Below are 17,818 nucleotides of genomic sequence, written 5' to 3' on the forward strand. Positions count from 1 at the left end.
TATGAAGCTATGTGCCTTTATTCCTGTGCCTAAACTCCTATGTGCCTTTATTCCTATGTGCTAGGGCTGACACTGTTGAATAACTAGCGTCCCTACATTTGCCCCTTGCGCAGGATTAGCTTCATTTAGAGTAAGTAAGAAGCTATAGCTGCCTGCAGCTAATGTTGTTTGGTTATTGTCTGTACCGGCATTGTTATAAGCAACTGGGTAACTCACACCCAACACTAAGTCATCGCCCTTAATACTAGTACTACCATCCGCTTGCGCCCACAATTGCGTAGACCAACTTCCATCACTTGACGCTAATTTAAACTGCATAGCACCATCAAAATCAGCGACTGTTTGATAAACATTATCGCCTTTATAATGCATGCGATAAGCTTCTTCAGCATTCCAGCCTGAATGATCTCCTTTCACATAAAGTTCACCATCGCCAGCAATATCAAACGGTATAGTGTCCACTGAATCAGTTAAAGCAGCACAATCAACAATAGGAGATACACTACTAATAGTCAGTACTGGGGTAACGCCTGAAGCATCAAGTTTAAAATTAAAACTACCGTCTGCAGCAACAGTAAACTCCATACTGTCAGCGGTATCAACAACTGTTATAGAGCCTGAGCCAATAGCGACATCACTAAAACCAAGGTCTACGGCAACTGAATCATCAGAGGTAATGGTAAATGTCTGCACACCAGATGTTAACGAAGTCTCTAGACTATAGATATCATTACCATCATAAACAAACGTATCTTCAGCGCTAAAACCTGAGCTGCCGTTATCATTCATAGAGCCACGAAGATAAATAGTATTATTACCAAAAGGGGCAATATCTGGTGCATCTCGAGTAACACCTGCAGATAAACCAGCTCCCTGACTGCCACCTTGTGGTTTCACAAAAACAGCCGCCGTTAGTGCCGGTACTGTAAATGTGCCTTCACTGGCTGATGCGCTAAAACTTGCCGTTTGCACTGTACTATCTACAGAAGTTTGTTGAACGCTGTGTAATTCAAAACCTGTGGCTGTAGGTACACTATGAGACTGTTCACTGTCTGTGCCATTAATCACCACAACAATAGCATCATTATTTGGATCTATATCCGCTAAACCTGTGCCGTCATCAAGACTCATAACAATCAAGCCTTTCGTTTGATTGGTGCCGGTATTATGAAAACCAACACGATCATAAATAGCTTGAGCGCTAGTTAATCTAAAGAGTTTACTACTGCTACGGATACTAACAAATTCTTGAAAGACATCACCAGCAAACTCAATATCACTGGCTGCAACTTGGGTTTCAACATTGGCAATAATCGCGCTGATATCATCTACCGTTTGTCCGTCATCCACTTCTAATGGTAAACCAACATTCCAGTTGTTAGTTGTTTTAGTGAAGTCGACTAAATTGTACCAATCACCATTGTTATAGCTGTTTTTATCCATAGATTTTGAGCGCAGTAAATCTCCACCAATTTGCAAAAATGGAATACCTTGACTCAAGATAGGCATACTTAAAGCGATATTATGCGCGCGAACTCTGTCATCGGTCGCCATACTTTGGGCTAATCCATATTGCAATTTATCCCACAAGGTAGAGCCATCATGTTTAGACACATAGTTAATAATGTCAGCTGGATCTTTTGCATAGGATGGTTTTGATGAAAAATCTTTGCCTGATTTGATATTACCGCTGGTATCTTGCAGTTGATAATCTTGTAATGTACCTGCTAAACCAAGGCGCATAATATCTTGTTCATTGATACTGGCACCATCATTAAATAGTGACGCGGCGCGAATAATATCACGTGGTCTATCGTTAAAGGTACCTACTTCACTGCTCGCCATTTGATTTTGCGCTGCTTGCTCATAACCTTGATCAGAGCGGCCCCAACCTTCGCCATAAAAGTAAGTGTCGGCATCAACAGCTGCTACCGCAGTACGTGCATTTAAAATAGAGTCTTTTGAGTGGCTACCCATAATATCGAAACGGAAGGCATCAAATTTATACGCTTGCGCCCACAACACTAATGAATCAACCATAAGTTTATCCATCATCTTATGCTCAGTTTCTGTATCTTGACAGCAAGTTTCGTTAAAGACATTCCCTGTGGTTAAGTCACGACGATAATAATAACCCGGTACAACTTTATCTAGTACTGAGTTGTCCCATAAGCCCGCTGAATTAGTATGGTTATAAACAACATCTAACGATGCTCTTAACCCTAAATTATGCAGGGCTTTAATCATTTCTCGCATTTCTAAAATACGGCTGACACCATCAGCATCCGAGGCAAAAGCACCGTCAGGCGCGTTAAAGTGTTTAGGATCGTAACCAAAGTTATAACCATCAATATCACGAATCGATTCTGTTAGCGTTTTCGCTTGCTCGGTACTTGCATCATAACTGGCAAATACTGATTCCAGTGTGTCACTACTGCTTTCCACGCCGCACACAGGTGCATCGGCTTTCAAAGCACAAAGCTCGCCAACGGTATTGGTTAAATTAATTTGTTTACTAAAATCTTCTTCAACACTGGCAATGTCATTAGCGGGCAAAATTTGGAAATGCGTTAAACCCGCAGATACAAGTGCTTTTAAATGATTTACCGGAGCAGAGTTTTCTTCCGTAAAGGCGAGGTATTTACCACGATTTGCAGCACTGGTACTGTCATCTCGGATACTAAAATCACGAATATTACCTTCATAAATAATCGCATCTTCAACATCAGCAATCGTTGGAATGGTATGGGCATCCCAGTCAGTAGGTTTTAAATCATCATCAGCTAAATTCACAAACTGCGAGTACATGCCGTTCGTAGATAGAGATAGTGAATAAGGATCTGTTGACCAAATGGTTTCAAATTGCAAATTTTGATGATGATAAACGGTCAGCTCATAACGATAAAAGAGTCTATCATTAGCTATTGGTGTGCTAAACGACCAAATACCCGTTGCATTGTCTACAACCATGGTTTCAGTACTTTGTAACTCTTTAGCAGCGTTATATATTTTCAATGACACTTGCTGGGCGGTAGGTGCCCACAAACTTGCGGTAATGTCGCTGGCAGAATAACTTAACCCCAGTTCAGCTTCATTGGCATCATCATTACCCGCAGTGTATAAGGCATCGAGTACGCGAGGTGTTTGCACATAAGTGGCTGCAAGCACAGCATCATCACTATCATAAGCAATGGCTAATAATTTCCCTGTTAGCATTTGCTTAGCTTTACTTGCCTCTGCCGCTGACGCTTCGAAGGCTTCAAGGGCATTATATCTAGGCATTCCTAGCGCATTAGCAGTATTGCTTGTTGGTAAAAATTCAATGTAATTGTCACCACTAATACCAGTTTCACCATTGTACTCAAGATCATTAGTTGATGAGCTATAAACACGCACTTTAGCTACACCCGTGACAGCTGTATCCCAAAATACTGTATCTAATGCTGTCCAATGAGCTGCCGTATTTTTTATCAAAGTACCAGCTGGAAATAATGTTGCTTCACTATATATTTCATTAATACCATCAAGTATCCACAGCATTCTATCGCCAGCTAAACTTGCCTGCTGGTCAGCATCATTTGGCGCTTTCTCATTTCCTTTATGTAAAATGTAGTTAACACAATCTGTGTCTAGGTGGTTAGCGTCTAAATTAACTATCCAATAAGCACCATAATTAGGATCATCTCCAGTTTTTGTTTGTGGAGATGTCCACTCAACTGCCGGACCATCATAAGCGCTACAGTTTGTATCAGCCCATAAATGTAAGCCCCAATCAGTATAATTGTTATCAGCGCGGTTATAAAAAATCACTAATTCATTGTCGCCTGCACTAACAATAGGATCAGGTAATGAAGTGTCTTCCTCAATAGTGACAGACAAGTCTTGATTACTGCTTGCCTCAGAATCACTGACTTGCAAATTAGCGGTATAATTACCTGCATCAGTATAAGTGACTGTCATGGAAGTCGTGGTTGAACAGTCGGCAATATCAATATTAGTAACACCATCACCAGGGTTCAATATACATGACAAGTCATCGCCATCAGCATCTGAAACAGTCCAAGCGTAAGCAGCTGAAAGCTCACTGATTTCAACAGTAAATGAGCTAATACTTGGAGCACTATTAGTGTCTGTAACTGGCGGAGTTACTGGTGGTGTTCCGCCGCCATCACCTGAACCACCGCCACCACAAGCAACGACAGAAGTCGATAATGCCGTGCATATTAATAATTTTTTTACGCTGACTGGTAATATCAAAATTTGTTCCTATTTATTATATTTTTTGTAGCATTACCTGATGCTAAAGCTTTGCCTAACTATTGAACAGTGACTACATACGTATTCAATAGCTTGTTTTTTACTGCATACGTATTCAACGCAAAAAATAATCTTTTGTTTTTGTGTTACTGTTTTTCTATAATCTTTGAAAATTCACACTTCAAATGTCATCTCTTTTCTTGGCATAAGCGGTAGTTATATGCCTGATTTAACCTTGCTCACACTATTTATTCCGACATTCTTCTTTGTGAGTATCACGCCTGGAATGTAAACGACTCTTTACATTGCTACATTCTCAACCGTTCTCAAACCATCTAAAATGACTAGTAAACCTCAGTTAGAATAGGCTCTTCAGTAAAAATAAATCCTATTGACATCCTCTAGAGCATTCTTGTATGTTCTTCCTTGTGGTCGGATATTTACTCACCTAGTTATCACTATTATTGAAAATATCACTAGGTGATTATTAAATGTCAGACATAAAAAAGCCCCCGTTCAGCTGTAACTGTTCGGAGGCCACCATCAATAAATAGGACTCTACCAATGGCTAAAACTATTATAAAGACAGATCTGCATTTGCAAAAGGTAAACTTTGAAACACTTACCCGATCATACGGTAAATGACGTCAATAACTAAATGGCTATATGAGTTACTAGTTAAAATTGACCGGCTCACGGTGTCACGTCTTTTTCTTCGATTTCTCCGATTAGATCTTCCTCTGCAAATTTTAGTATCAACCGTTCTAGTTCATCAGTACTTAACTTGCTAACATCGATATCTTTATCGTTACCTTTATCAATTTGATCAATCACAACTTGATTGACTGGTGCACCTAGCCCCCTGTTTAAGATTTCTACAGCACACTCTTTCCTGAGCTTAGGGTGAGCTTCTTCATCATTAAGGGTATCAACCAAGTAATTAAAGGCCTGAAGACTTTGCTCCCTAAGCAATTCAGCTAGGTTTTTCCTGAACTCCCATACTCCAGTATTTGTTGGTACATGTCTGCGAGCATCAAACCCGGCTTTAAATCTAGTCATATTGTCAGAACCTCTCACAAGTGGCCTAGTAAGTATGATTATATAATAACCACAAGTTAAGTAAGGATGATATCTTGATTTTATTATCTGGTGGATAAATGGCGGCCTGATTTACATAATCAATTTTACTTAGACATAATGTTTATTTTCTAGTTTTCTCCATTGAAGTGGTGTAACCCCTTCATGCTTTCTATAAAAGCGAACAAAGGCTTCTGGTGAGTTAAATGCTAAATGACAAGCAATTTCATGAACCTTATATGATGTAGATTGGAGTTGTTGCTTAGCAATACTAATGCGGGTATTAGTAAGTATTTCAGAAAAACAGGTATTTAGTTTTTTAAGTTTAAGCTGAAGGAGTCTGGGGTGGATACCAATTATGGAAGAAACATGGCTAATTGATATGTCTCCTGAATGAATGGTCATCTTTATTACACTTTCTGCTAATGATTTTGTACTCACATTACTTAATATTTCACTGTAGTTCTTAACCATTTCTTGGTTCTTATTTACAGGCATTGATAGTTTTTGAAAAAGGAGTGAAGAGTCAAATTCAATAGCATTGTGGTTTTGGTCGAAAAGTACAGAAAAACCACTGATGGTAAAGTCTTTAGATAACTTATAACTTGCAGAACCTGAAACTAAGAACTTTTTGGGCTTCCAGCTGTCACCAGTCAACTTCGACATAACAGCATCCCACATAATTAATACTACTAACCTATATACAGCATTATCAATATTATTCAGCGTTGGTAATTTTATGTGATATGAGGCTCTTTCACCTTGTTGTACTAGTGCTAACTCTGGACCAGAGCCTTGCTCTTTGAGTAACGTATTAAAAACTAACGTTAGTGTATATAAGTTATCCTGATGGACTAGAGCTAAAACTTTAGAGTCAAATTTATCCCATTCATATAGTTCTACAAACGTTATAAGGAATGAATATGAGCCCACTTCATTACAAGCACTATTGAGTAAAACTATTAAATCAGTTAACGGAAAGTCACGCTCATTAATTTGTGCCTTTTTGGGTTCTACACCATATTTCGCAAGGTGTTCATACGGATTCAGCCCATGCGTTTTAGCTGCCGAAATAAAGGCTGATAGCGTTGGCGTAAGGGTTAAATAAGTCGGCTCCATCACAATACTCTATTTAATATCTCTAGAAGATAATTAATACCATATCTATTCGTGATATATCAATTTTTGTTTGTCTTCAGGTGTATTCTTGTGAATAAGATCAAGTTAAAAATATCAATAGAAGAGAGTAGATTATGAAAAAGTTACTAATTGTACTTATAGCAACCCTGTCATTAACCGCCTGTAACCTCAATGGGGCTACTGCAAATGACCTAAAGCTCGATAAGGAAAGGGTCTTTATTGTCGAGGGGAAAACTAAGCAAGAAATTTTTGATAATGCCGCTGACTATTTCGCCACAAACTGGAATGATTCGAAAGAAGTTTTACAACGTACTGATGAAAAACGCGGTCGTATTATCGCTCGCGGTCACTTTGGATACTACAACGATATGACAGCACGAATTACCGTTAAAGGCACAATCCAAGTTGATGTAAAAGACGGCAAGGCGAGAATACTATTAACGGCGGTAGAAAATACAAACCAACATGGTACGCAATGGGGAATGTATAGTGCGGAGAGTATGCAAGCTAAAAATGACAAGGTTATCAATAAGCTTTTCGATGAGTTCGAATCTGCTTTAAATAAACAAACGTCTAATAACGAAAACTGGTAATAGGAATTTAGATTATGAAGAAATTATTAACAGCTATTTTAATTACAGCAGCATCAATTACTGCTTACGCTAGTAGTGCAACTTGCCCTGCTGATGATAGCGCAGGAGTTTATATTGGTAGCGAGTTCATAGGGACTAAAATGATGAATAAATATGAGTGTGTTTTTAGTGGGCATATTTTCTATGTCCCTCAATAGGTGAAGTTTAATCTTACGGAAATAACATAAACTACACGCAGGAGAACATATTATGAAAAGTATATTCTTATTTATCGCAGTTCTTACTAGTTTTAATGCACTAGCTAATAACGTTATCTATACTTGCGAATTTGATAGAGCGGTATCTATTAAGGGGGTGATTGAGGATCGAGTAACAGTCGTTATCTCCCACGACTATGAAACAAAGAAGAGTTATTTCTTTAGTGCCAGTGGCGCGTCTCCAGCGATATATGTCAATAATACCGAAGGAATATCTTTTATCGAAAAAACTATTTCAGGTAATTTAATTATTACCACAATACAGGCTGGAACGCTTAAAGCTGTACATAGTCGTAATGTTTTGTTTAATGGCAAAACACTACATAAACAACTGTATGGACATTGCGAAACTGAAGTAATTGAGGACTGAATATTGATATAAACTCATCGTAATGAGCGATAATCACAAGGTGAGGATTTACATGTTTCTACCTAAAATTAAAATTGCTAGATACGAGATATTAGAAAGCCTAAACAACTATTTAAGGTAAGTTATTTACCGTAAGTAGTAACTATAAATAGAGGTATTTAAGGTGAACCAGTCTACATTAGATGAACTTAAAATTATGTTAGTAGTTATCGCGGTTACATTATTTATTGTTTGGTGGCCAATTACTGAACTTAATAAATATGACTTACACGGTGAAAAGCTATCAACAGTTGTTACGTTTTATAAAAGCGGAGTGAAAAGCAACCAAACGAGCAATCATTATCGTTTTAAGAGGTGTTTAGTTGAGCTCTCTATTCAGGAGAGAATAGCCAAAAATAATGGTTATACACAAGCTAAGTTTAAATGCGACACGTCATATAATTTTATGAATATTGTTGTTAATTGGGTAACCGAAAAACTATCGAGGGCATGATGAAGAAGTATTTTATTTACACTATTTATGCTGTGATATTTTATATTTTTTATAATTATTTAGGTAATAGCTTTATTTATTATTGTATAGGTGCCTGGTTGTTGTGGGCATATGTTAATCACTTACATGATTACACATCAAAAATCACCGAGCTTGAGAGAAGAGTTATTGAGTTAGAAAAGGAACGTCAGTCATGAAAAAGATCATTAGCTTGTTAGCATTACTAATCAGTTTTAATTCTTTAGCAAACCAAAACATATACATCAATTTTCATGCTAATGACTATAGCCTAAAGGTGTGCGCAAAAGGTGGCGAAGAAACCTGGGAGCAATCATCCCTCAAGATTAATGGAGTAAATGTTAAAACATTTCTTTTTTGTCGACTGGATGAGTCGGGGATATTTTACACTGTCGAAGTAGCAGAAACAGAAAAAGGGAGAGCTTATTTATTAAAGCAATTCCAAAAATCTAGCCCTGTAATTATTGATGGCTTCGCTATATCTACAAAAGGATTCAGTAAAATATGGGATTCATTTGGTGGTGATGCAATTTAAAAGGTTTAACCTTAATTGATTCAATTAATTTTGGGTCATGTACTGAAAAGTAGCGACTATCTAGCCCTGACCTTTCGACTTGTGTAATACGATGCAATACATTAAAATCCACATTATCAAATACTTACTAATTTTTTTGCTTTTGTTTTTCCGCGGACTAAGTTAGTCTATTCTTTCATTTAACCAATGGGTGTCGTCATGAGTTTGTCTGAATATTGTAAAAGTGAAGGGTTTAAAAATATTGTAGAGTTTGGAAAAGCCTGTAATTCGGCAACCAGTACATTACAAGGTTGGTATAAAAGCGATAAGGAAAGAGTAAAGCAATTGGTCTTAGCCCCTAAGCTTATGGAGTCATTAAAAAAGAGAAAATAAACTTCACTGAAGGTTCTTCAAGTAAAAATCGTGAATTAACCAACTAAAAGACTTTTTTATAAAATTAATTAAATTTATTTTCATGGCTTATTTAGGCTAAAATAAGCCCTTAAATCACCTAGTACCATCTAGCTATTTACTCTTATTTTTTTCTCACCGAGATAGTCACTAGTTGCTAAAATACACCTGTTTTCACCGAGACACCCTCCATAAAAACAAAGGCTAATCAGTTGATAGATATAACATTATTATCCATATTCATCCCTACTTTCTTCTTCGTTAGCATTACGCCTGGAATGTGCATGACCTTAGCGATGACCTTAGGTATGTCCGTTGGGATCAGGCGCACCATGTGGATGATGATTGGAGAGCTATTAGGAGTCGCCATAGTCGCAATTGCTGCTGTGGTAGGTGTAGCCTCTATTATGCTTAATTACCCCAATGTTTTTACCTTAGTTAAATATATTGGTGGCGGCTATCTTATTTATATTGGCTATCAACTGTGGATGTCTAAGGGAAAAATGTCGGCTACAACTAACACAGACGTAGATGTTAATAGAGCAACATTATTTAACCAAGGGCTGATAACAGCCGTTTCAAACCCAAAGGGCTGGGGCTTTATGGTGGCGATACTTCCACCTTTTATTGATAGTAGCCAAGCGGTTATGCCTCAGTTATTAGTACTGTTAGTGATTATTCTTGTGACAGAATTCATTTGTATGATGGTATATGCAACGGGCGGAAAAACCCTGAAAGTGTTCTTATCACAAGGCAATAATGTTCGATTCATGAACCGAATATCTGGCTCATTAATGATTGGTGTTGGTATTTGGTTAGCACTGAGTTAAGTGTTAAGCCAAGTGAAATAAATGATTGAGCTATTAAATACAATGTCAGATAACTAAAAACGGGAGCTATAAATAGCTCCCGTTTTATTTAATAAGCCACCACCAAATAGTGGCTTACTTTATTTTACTTAGCCGATTCACTTAACCAGCTGACAAGGTTATTTAAGTGTTACTGTCATGGTTTTATTAACATCATCAAAGGTGAAAATGTAAGTTCCAGCGGCTTCATCAATTTCCAGGTTAGCACCGCCAAAGCTTAATGGCATTGCAACACCTAAAACAATATCAACGTTACCAGGGTCTGCAGCACCAAAGTCATAACCAAAAGTACCACCCCAGCCTTCATCAGCCACTTTAAATTCGTTCGGGCCACCAGCATAATTCACTTCAATTGAATAGCTATGTGAAGCTTCTGCTGGATTTCCATCATCTGATGGCATAAACATTAATTGATTACCATCATCCGCGCCCCAACCTGAGCCTGTCACACCACCACGTAAATATATTGGTGCTTCAGAAACTTTAAGAACTTCATCGCCATTATCATCAAAAGAGACTTCAAATAGGTATGACGTTGCCTTAGCAACATTTATTCCCATATTGCCACCGACATTGGTGATAGTTTCTGCATCATCATCAGTTGAAAGTATGACTTGATCAAAACCAAAGTTGAAATCTGACCAATTTGCATCAGCAAATTTAAACTGATGTTCACCACCCGCTTCTAAGCCATAAATCACACTGTATGAGCGACTATCTGCATCCCAGCTCATTTGGTCTTCAGCAGGAGTACCCCAACCATTAATTGAACCACGAATAAAGACTGGTGTAGTTCCCCAAGGTAATGCTGGTTTCACTTCAATAGTAGGCGCTTCTGGGTCAGATAAGTCTAGAATGAAGTCATATTCTGCAGCCTCAGAAGTAAAGCTTAAGGCACCACCATCTGCTTCGAGTGCAAGTGGAGTGTTAACTTCAACAACATTATCCATATCAATAGCCCCTAAAGCAAAATCAGAGCTTGAATCTTCAATAGTGAAAGTATGTGTTTCCGCCGCTAATGTAAGCCTTGCAGTGTATTGCCCGCTACTTGCATAACCAAGAGCAACAGATTCACCACCAATCACTAACTCTGGGAAAGCATCTACAGGAACCTCATTAATCGTTAATTCAACGGCCGCAGGGTCGGCAGCGTTCACCAAGAATTGATAAATGGTATCTTTTGCCAATTCAACTTTCATGTTTTGACCAACACCAGCACCTACTGTCATTAAGATAGTCGCGTCTACTGCAGATTGATCGCCACCTTTAATGCTGCCAAATGTTGCTGGTTCAGACCAACCTTCATCCGCCACTTTAAAGTCGTGATTATCAATACAATCTTCTTCTTCAGTAATTTCACATTCGCTGGTATAGGTATAGTTAAGTCTAAACTGTCCATCAGCAACATAAGCAAATTTAGCATCTTCAGTGGCGCCCCAACCGTTAAAACCACCTTTTATATAAAGGTCAGTGGTTTCTGGTTCAAATATTGTCACACATTTTGAAGCAACATCAATGGCACCAACGCCAACAGCAACAGAGCCATCAGGACACATTAACGCCTGACCAATACACTGTTCACCTGACTCATCCGCTTCTAAACTCCAGCCACAAGACTTCAAACCAGATGAAGCTTCAGCACCAAAGAATGGATGTTGGTTAATAATAAGTAAACCGTCTAACGCATTCGCAGGGAAGTTATCGTCGGCATAAGAGTTTTTATCAACATTGTGCAACGTCACATCACCTGATGGGCCGATAGGCATAATTAAATCGGTATCAGAAATCTTTTTACCTGTGGCGGTATCGTTAAAAATGATATTGGCACAAGTACTTGGCGATTCAACTAAGTTCAATATCCAGAACACACCATAGTTATCATCAATACCGGCTTGATCAGCACCACTTATTCCCCACTGTGGCGCAATGCTGTCTTCAGCATAAGCAGTACAGTCATCATTGTTCCAAGTGTGAACCACTACATTTTCATATAATGCCGCATTATCTGCACCTTCAACATGATCTTCATGGCGATAATAAGCCACCGCTTCACCAGCTGCCGCTACATAATCAGGAGCTGGCGCATCTTCAATTGGATTTTGCTCAGGAATAATACAATCATAAGTCCCTGATTCATCAATCGCTTTATAATTAGGACATGATAGTGGCGGTGTATAACAAATTTCATCGCCATCCATTTCAGGTGTTGTAGCATTTACAGCACGATTTAGGCGTTGAGATGGACCTAAATAGTTTGCCGGAGGAATTTCATCAAACCAAGCATCAAACCAAGCATCAAAATCATCACCACGGATTACGTCTTGACCTTGTTCTATTTGAAAAGCACGGGCTTCTTCTTTAGCAATAACTTGGCGTTCTTGCTCTTCAAGTGTTAATCCAAGAATGCTATAAAGATCTAGATCTTCATATTTGAAACTCGCTTCCCATTCTGCTTCATCCCAATCGTCACCGGCTTCAACTTCGGCTTGCGCTTTAGCTTCGGCTTTACCCGCATCAAGGGCGGCTTGCTCTTCATCTGAAATAGGGTAGAAATCAGCACTGGCTATTTGCACAACATCAGGGCTTTTACACCAAAGACCTACTTCTTTAAAAACATCGGTTATTTCTGGTTGTGGTTGATCACTTCCACAGCCACTTATGGCTGTAGTTATAGCAATCGCACTACCAAGCATAATAGGCTTGAATTTGTATTTCATGAGTTTATAACTCCATTAACTATATTGTTGTAGTTTATGTGTATATTTTTATTGTTATGCTCATACTTTGCTGAATAAGTAGTGCGTAACTATGATTACTTTAATTCCGACGTTAAAGTTTTTTGAGTAACCTCTTAAAACTACACAAACATGCTTATCTTGTACATAACCCAAATCTGTTCAGAGGCTATGAATACGTATGCATTGCAAGATATTCAGATGCATACGTATGCATAGAACAATTGCTTGTTTTTTGACTAACTTATTTTTACACTCGAAGAGCTGAAGAAAATCGATATATTAAAAATTCAATTAAAACAATAGTGTATATAAAGCTATATTCCGAAAAAAACCAAGGTAACAAAAAATTGCTGAAATGCCGAATACAACAACAAGGCACTAAAGCATAAACATAAAGCATAATTACAACTTGCCTTAAGGAATACACATGAAAACATTTAAGCCCAGTGCACTGTCTGTTGCACTCATGTTAGGGGGACTGCAACTAGCAGCTATACCTAATTATGTACTAGCAGCTGAAGAAGCAACTGAAACCGAAACACAACAAGCAGCCGATGACGTTGAAGTCATTGAGGTAACAGGTTTTAGAGGGAGTGTCATAAAATCACTCAACACCAAACGTTTTTCAGATACCGTTGTTGACGCTATCTCAGCAGACGATATTGGTGGTTTACCCGATGTATCTATTGCTGACTCATTAACACGCTTACCGGGTGTAACTTCTGTACGTATTGACGGCCAATCAAGTGAGCTAAACGTTCGTGGTTTATCTGGTGGCTTTGTATTTTCGACCTTAAATGGTCGTGAAATGGTTTCAACCAGTGGTGGTCGTTCAATCCAATTTGATATCTTCCCTTCTGAGTTGATTTCTCAAGCCCAAGTTTACAAATCACAAAAAGCCTCATTAATTGAAGGTGGTGTTGCGGCAACCATTAACTTAGAAACAGCCAATGCATTAGACAATGAAGATGAACATTCTGTGCGCGCTTCATTGCATGGCAACTACAACGAAGCTGCTGCAGATAATAAAGACTCAGAAACCTTTGGCCGTCGTTTAACGTTAGCCTATCAAGGTAAATTTTTAGATGAAACGCTAGGTTTCTCAATTGGCTGGGCTAATATGTTCCAACCAACGGTTTCAAGCCGTTTTGTTAATTATCAATTTGACGAACAAGACTTATCAGCCACCTATGATGGTGCGCCTGAAAGTATTTTAGTCTCTTCTGGTTTTGAAATTAACGAACGTGGCGGTGAAGATGAGCGTAACGCTTATACCATGGCAATTAATTATGAGCCAAGGGATGATCTTCGTTTCCAATTTGATGCTTTTCACTCTAAATTTGATTCAAATAAATGGGATCGTGGTTTACGTATTTCAGGCTTAAACAACCTTGCTACTGTAGGTTCAACCTTATTAATCGATAACCCTTTATATGCTGATGGCGCTTTAGTGGGTGGTACAATTTATCGAGATCCAACCGGAACGGCAATTGCACCACCGTATAAAGGCTCTTCGCGCGATGTGAATATTCAAACACAAGCCGATGATAATACCACTAACAGTAAATCTTCTGCTTTTGGTTTAAAAGGTGAATGGGATATTAATGATGACTTAAGCATGACGGTTGATATTTCCCATTCAGAAGGCGATGAAAATTACAAAGATCAGGTTATGCGTATGGCCTACTTTGTTGACTCAAGTGCCGACACGCCAGTAATTGATGACAACATTATCTTTAGTTATCAATTGAATGGTTTAAACAACCCTTATTTAGAGTTTAATCAAGATTTCACTGATACTGCCCATGTAATGGTCACCAGTGCTGAGTCTTACCCACATATTGAGTCTAACTCGTCTGATGCCCTACGCGTTGATTTTGCTTACCAACTAGAAAGCGAAATATTTAGCTCATTTGAATTTGGTGCACGCGCTTCAAAACGTGATTATGAGTTAGGTCGTGGTCGTTTCTTATATGGTACTACCGATGGCAACATGCGTAACGGTCAATACATTACCTATGCTGGCGTTGATGACGATGGCAACCCGATAGAAGTAGAGCGTTTTCAACCCTTTATGTTAGACACTAGCAACTCAACGGTAACCACTATTGGTGGTGAGTTGTCAGGTATGCCAAGTTTCTTAGCGGTTGATAATGATGCTATTTTAAATGCATGGATTCCAGGTGTTGATCGTACCCCAGTGCGTACTTGGGAACATAGCTGGACAATGACGCAGTCAAATATAGTTGAAGAAGATGTTCTTGCTGCCTATTTACAACTTAACATTGATACTGAATTATTCGGTGTACCACTAACAGGTAACGTGGGTGTTCGTTATGTAGATTCAGAACAAAGCAGTACAGGTTTAGTCAATGTTGGCGCCAATAATGGTGACCCTATTGAAGATGATGTTGGCGGTGTTAACAGTGACTGGGAACGCAAAACAATTAGCGAAAGCTATAGCGACTTCTTACCGTCATTTAACTTAAATTTCCAAGTGACTGATAATGACCAATTACGTTTTGCGTATGCAAAAGTTATGTCGCGCCCTGAAATGCCAACAATGGCTAACAGTGGTAACTGGCGTTTTGATGTAAATAGAGATGGCGACGGTCGCAATTATATTGGTTTAGACAGTTCTACCAGTCCTAAACTACGTCCGTTCTATGCAAACCAATTTGATTTGTCATTTGAACATTACTTCACTGATACTGATGGTGCATTCGTTGTCGCACTTTGGTACAAAGACATTGAAAATATCGTCTCTGATAGCGTAGATAAAAACTACGATTTTGAAGCCAATGGCTTTGAATTACCTTCAATTCCTGATGATAAAGTTGAAGACGAAAATGGTAACGTATTGGTTTGGGAAAACGGTGATTATTCTCATGCTGAAAACAATGGTGATGCTGGCTACATGCGTGGTGTTGAAATTGGCTATACACAAACCTTTAGTTTCTTACCTGGCTATTTAGCAGGTTTAGGGGCGAACGTTAACTTCTCATATACTGAAAGTGAAATTGAAGTTGAATCTTCAGTTCCCGGTGAAGAAGGTCAACTTAGCCCAATTGAAGGTTTATCGCCACGCGTGCTTAGTGCTACGTTATTCTACGATTGGGATGATAAGTTCTCAGCACGAGTAAGTGGTCGCTACCGTTCACCTTACTTAAGTGAGCAAATTGCAATTGGTAGTGCTCAATCAGCCTACTTCCAAGAAGAGACTATCATCTCTGCACAAATGTCGTATAACTTCACAGAAAACCTACAAGGGGTTATTTCTGCGGATAATATTACTGATGAGCCGAATATGTCTTATTTTGGTCACACAACTAGAACAGGTACTATTCAGTACTTTGGGCGCACAATTTACTTTGGTGTAAACTACACCATGTAATACATCGCTTAAATAGTATTAAAGAGCAATACTTAGGTATTGCTCTTTTTGTTTTAGGAGGAAGATTTTACTGTGACTCAACATAAAAAATGTCATCAAATAGTGATCCTCGGCGGCGGTACTGCCGGCTGGATGACCGCTAATTTAATGGCGACACATTGGCAAGATCAAATAAGTAACCACGAACTAGCCATTACCTTAATTGAGTCGCCTGACATTGGCGTTATCGGTGTTGGTGAAGGCTCAACGCCACAATTAAAAACCTTTTTTGATAAAATAGGTGTGCAAGAGCATGAATGGATGCCAGCGTGTAATGCTACCTACAAAAATGGCATTTTGTTTGAAAACTGGTCACAAAGAGCAGGATTTACCCGTTATTTTCATCCCTTTACTTCTGTGATTGACGCCCATACTGCTCCAGCCTTTGTGCATAATACTCAGTTTAGGCGTCAGGGTTACGATGTTGACTGTCATGTAGACAGGTACTTTTTATCCGCCACCTTAGCAAAACAACAAAAAGCGCCTATTGGTAATGAGAACTTCCCTTTTGATATCGGCTATGGCTATCATTTTGATGCCGTACTATTAGGCAAGTTTCTAAGCAAGATTGCCGTCAAAAAAGGCGTAAAACATACGTTAGCTAAGGTTGCAGATGTAGTGCTAACAGATACTGGTGACATCAAACAACTCGTGTTAGCAGATAGCAAAGTGGTGCCAGCTGATTTATTTGTCGATTGTTCAGGCTTTGCCAGCATATTGCTTCAAAAAGCGTTACAAGTTCCTTTTATCAGCTTTAAAGAAAATTTATTTAATGACAGTGCCGTTACTATTGCAACACCACGTATTAAAAATGAAAAACTCAATTCGCAAACCATTTCAACAGCCATGAAATATGGCTGGGCATGGGATATTCCCTTAACCAATCGTAGTGGTAATGGCTATGTATATAGCGCAGATTTTTGTACTCCAGAGCAAGCAGAAGCTGAGTTACGCGACAAGCTTGGCTTAACAGACAAGCGTATTGAAGCTAACCATTTAAAGATGAAGGTTGGGCGTGTTGAAAAACATTGGCACCGTAATTGTGTTGCTATTGGTTTATCACAAGGATTTATTGAGCCGTTAGAAGCCACCGCTTTACATTTTGTCCAAGAATCTATTGAAGGTTTTATCGATGCTTATCACATCGATACGAGGTCAACCAATACCGATGAGCACTCGTTACAGCAAAAACATTTTAATGAAAAAATAAATGCTCGCTTTGAAGGTATTCGCGATTACATAGTCGCCCATTATCGTTTTAGTGATAGAAGCGACACAGATTACTGGCGTAAAAATAGTGAAAATACCCATATTTCCAATAACCTAAAAAAAATTGTTCAACATTGGTTAAAGGGTGATGATTTAAACAAAGCTTTGATCCAGACAGATATCGTAAGCTTTTACCCGCCAGTATCATGGCATGCCATTCTAGCCGGCTATGGTATTTTCCCAGAAATTAACCATAATTTACCCAATAACGCACAAGCAGATAAGTATGATTTAGCTCATATAGATCAATTTATCGCCAGAAGTGCAACGAATTTTAACGATCATCAACGTTTTTTATACCAACAGAATTAATGCTTTGTAAGTTAAATTTTTAAGGCATAATGAATAAAAGCGATCATAATAGTAAGCAAGTTACTGT

General features: G+C 38.6%; 12 protein-coding genes. 8 read left to right on the forward strand and 4 right to left on the reverse strand.

Annotation, left to right across the window (positions count from 1 at the left end; genetic code table 11):
- Positions 1 to 60: 60 nt before the first annotated feature.
- The 3 genes from AC27GZ_RS13165 to AC27GZ_RS13175 all read right to left on the reverse strand — a co-directional run bounded on the left by AC27GZ_RS13165 (position 61) and on the right by AC27GZ_RS13175 (position 6,453).
- Positions 61 to 4,257: an alpha-1,6-glucosidase domain-containing protein gene (locus tag AC27GZ_RS13165; protein ID WP_487095672.1), complete on the reverse strand. Its 4,197-nt coding sequence runs from the start codon at positions 4,255 to 4,257 to the stop codon at positions 61 to 63.
- Positions 4,258 to 4,950: 693 nt separating this feature from the next.
- Complete coding sequence (locus tag AC27GZ_RS13170) at positions 4,951 to 5,316, reverse strand: hypothetical protein (RefSeq protein WP_487095673.1); 366 nt, start codon at positions 5,314 to 5,316, stop codon at positions 4,951 to 4,953.
- 129 nt (positions 5,317 to 5,445) lie between these two features.
- The gene (locus AC27GZ_RS13175) at positions 5,446 to 6,453 is read right to left on the reverse strand and encodes a helix-turn-helix transcriptional regulator (protein WP_487095852.1); all 1,008 of its coding nucleotides are present in this window, start codon (positions 6,451 to 6,453) and stop codon (positions 5,446 to 5,448) included.
- Positions 6,454 to 6,587: 134 nt separating this feature from the next.
- Between AC27GZ_RS13175 and AC27GZ_RS13180 the strand changes: the two genes are divergently transcribed.
- From AC27GZ_RS13180 to AC27GZ_RS13205, 6 genes are all read left to right on the forward strand, one after another.
- Positions 6,588 to 7,067 carry a DUF4468 domain-containing protein gene (locus AC27GZ_RS13180; RefSeq protein WP_487095674.1) on the forward strand — a complete coding sequence of 160 codons (480 nt, stop codon included), beginning with the start codon at positions 6,588 to 6,590 and terminating at the stop codon, positions 7,065 to 7,067.
- Positions 7,068 to 7,081: 14 nt separating this feature from the next.
- Complete coding sequence (locus AC27GZ_RS13185; RefSeq protein WP_487095676.1) at positions 7,082 to 7,264, forward strand: hypothetical protein; 183 nt, start codon at positions 7,082 to 7,084, stop codon at positions 7,262 to 7,264.
- A gap of 52 nt (positions 7,265 to 7,316) precedes the next feature.
- A complete protein-coding gene (locus AC27GZ_RS13190) occupies positions 7,317 to 7,694 on the forward strand; it encodes a hypothetical protein (RefSeq protein ID WP_487095678.1) in 378 nt (125 codons plus the stop codon).
- 686 nt (positions 7,695 to 8,380) lie between these two features.
- Positions 8,381 to 8,740 (forward strand): hypothetical protein, encoded by a 360-nt coding sequence (locus AC27GZ_RS13195; RefSeq protein WP_487095680.1) that lies wholly within the window; start codon positions 8,381 to 8,383, stop codon positions 8,738 to 8,740.
- Between the two features lie 198 nt (positions 8,741 to 8,938).
- Positions 8,939 to 9,112, forward strand: coding sequence for a hypothetical protein (locus tag AC27GZ_RS13200; RefSeq protein ID WP_487095682.1), 174 nt, complete (start codon positions 8,939 to 8,941; stop codon positions 9,110 to 9,112).
- Positions 9,113 to 9,342: 230 nt separating this feature from the next.
- Positions 9,343 to 9,960: a LysE family translocator gene (locus AC27GZ_RS13205; RefSeq protein WP_487095683.1), complete on the forward strand. Its 618-nt coding sequence runs from the start codon at positions 9,343 to 9,345 to the stop codon at positions 9,958 to 9,960.
- Positions 9,961 to 10,118: 158 nt separating this feature from the next.
- On the opposite strand, the gene AC27GZ_RS13210 is transcribed toward AC27GZ_RS13205, so the two are convergent.
- Positions 10,119 to 12,716, reverse strand: a complete 2,598-nt coding sequence (locus AC27GZ_RS13210) for a hypothetical protein (protein WP_487095685.1) — start codon at positions 12,714 to 12,716, stop codon at positions 10,119 to 10,121.
- Between the two features lie 448 nt (positions 12,717 to 13,164).
- Here AC27GZ_RS13210 and AC27GZ_RS13215 point away from each other — a divergent pair, with 448 nt between their 5' ends.
- Positions 13,165 to 16,131: a TonB-dependent receptor gene (locus AC27GZ_RS13215; RefSeq protein ID WP_487095686.1), complete on the forward strand. Its 2,967-nt coding sequence runs from the start codon at positions 13,165 to 13,167 to the stop codon at positions 16,129 to 16,131.
- A gap of 72 nt (positions 16,132 to 16,203) precedes the next feature.
- Positions 16,204 to 17,751 carry a tryptophan halogenase family protein gene (locus AC27GZ_RS13220; RefSeq protein ID WP_487095688.1) on the forward strand — a complete coding sequence of 516 codons (1,548 nt, stop codon included), beginning with the start codon at positions 16,204 to 16,206 and terminating at the stop codon, positions 17,749 to 17,751.
- The last annotated feature ends 67 nt before the right edge of the window (positions 17,752 to 17,818 follow it).

This window comes from Colwellia sp. SU-HH00943, from assembly GCF_057546125.1.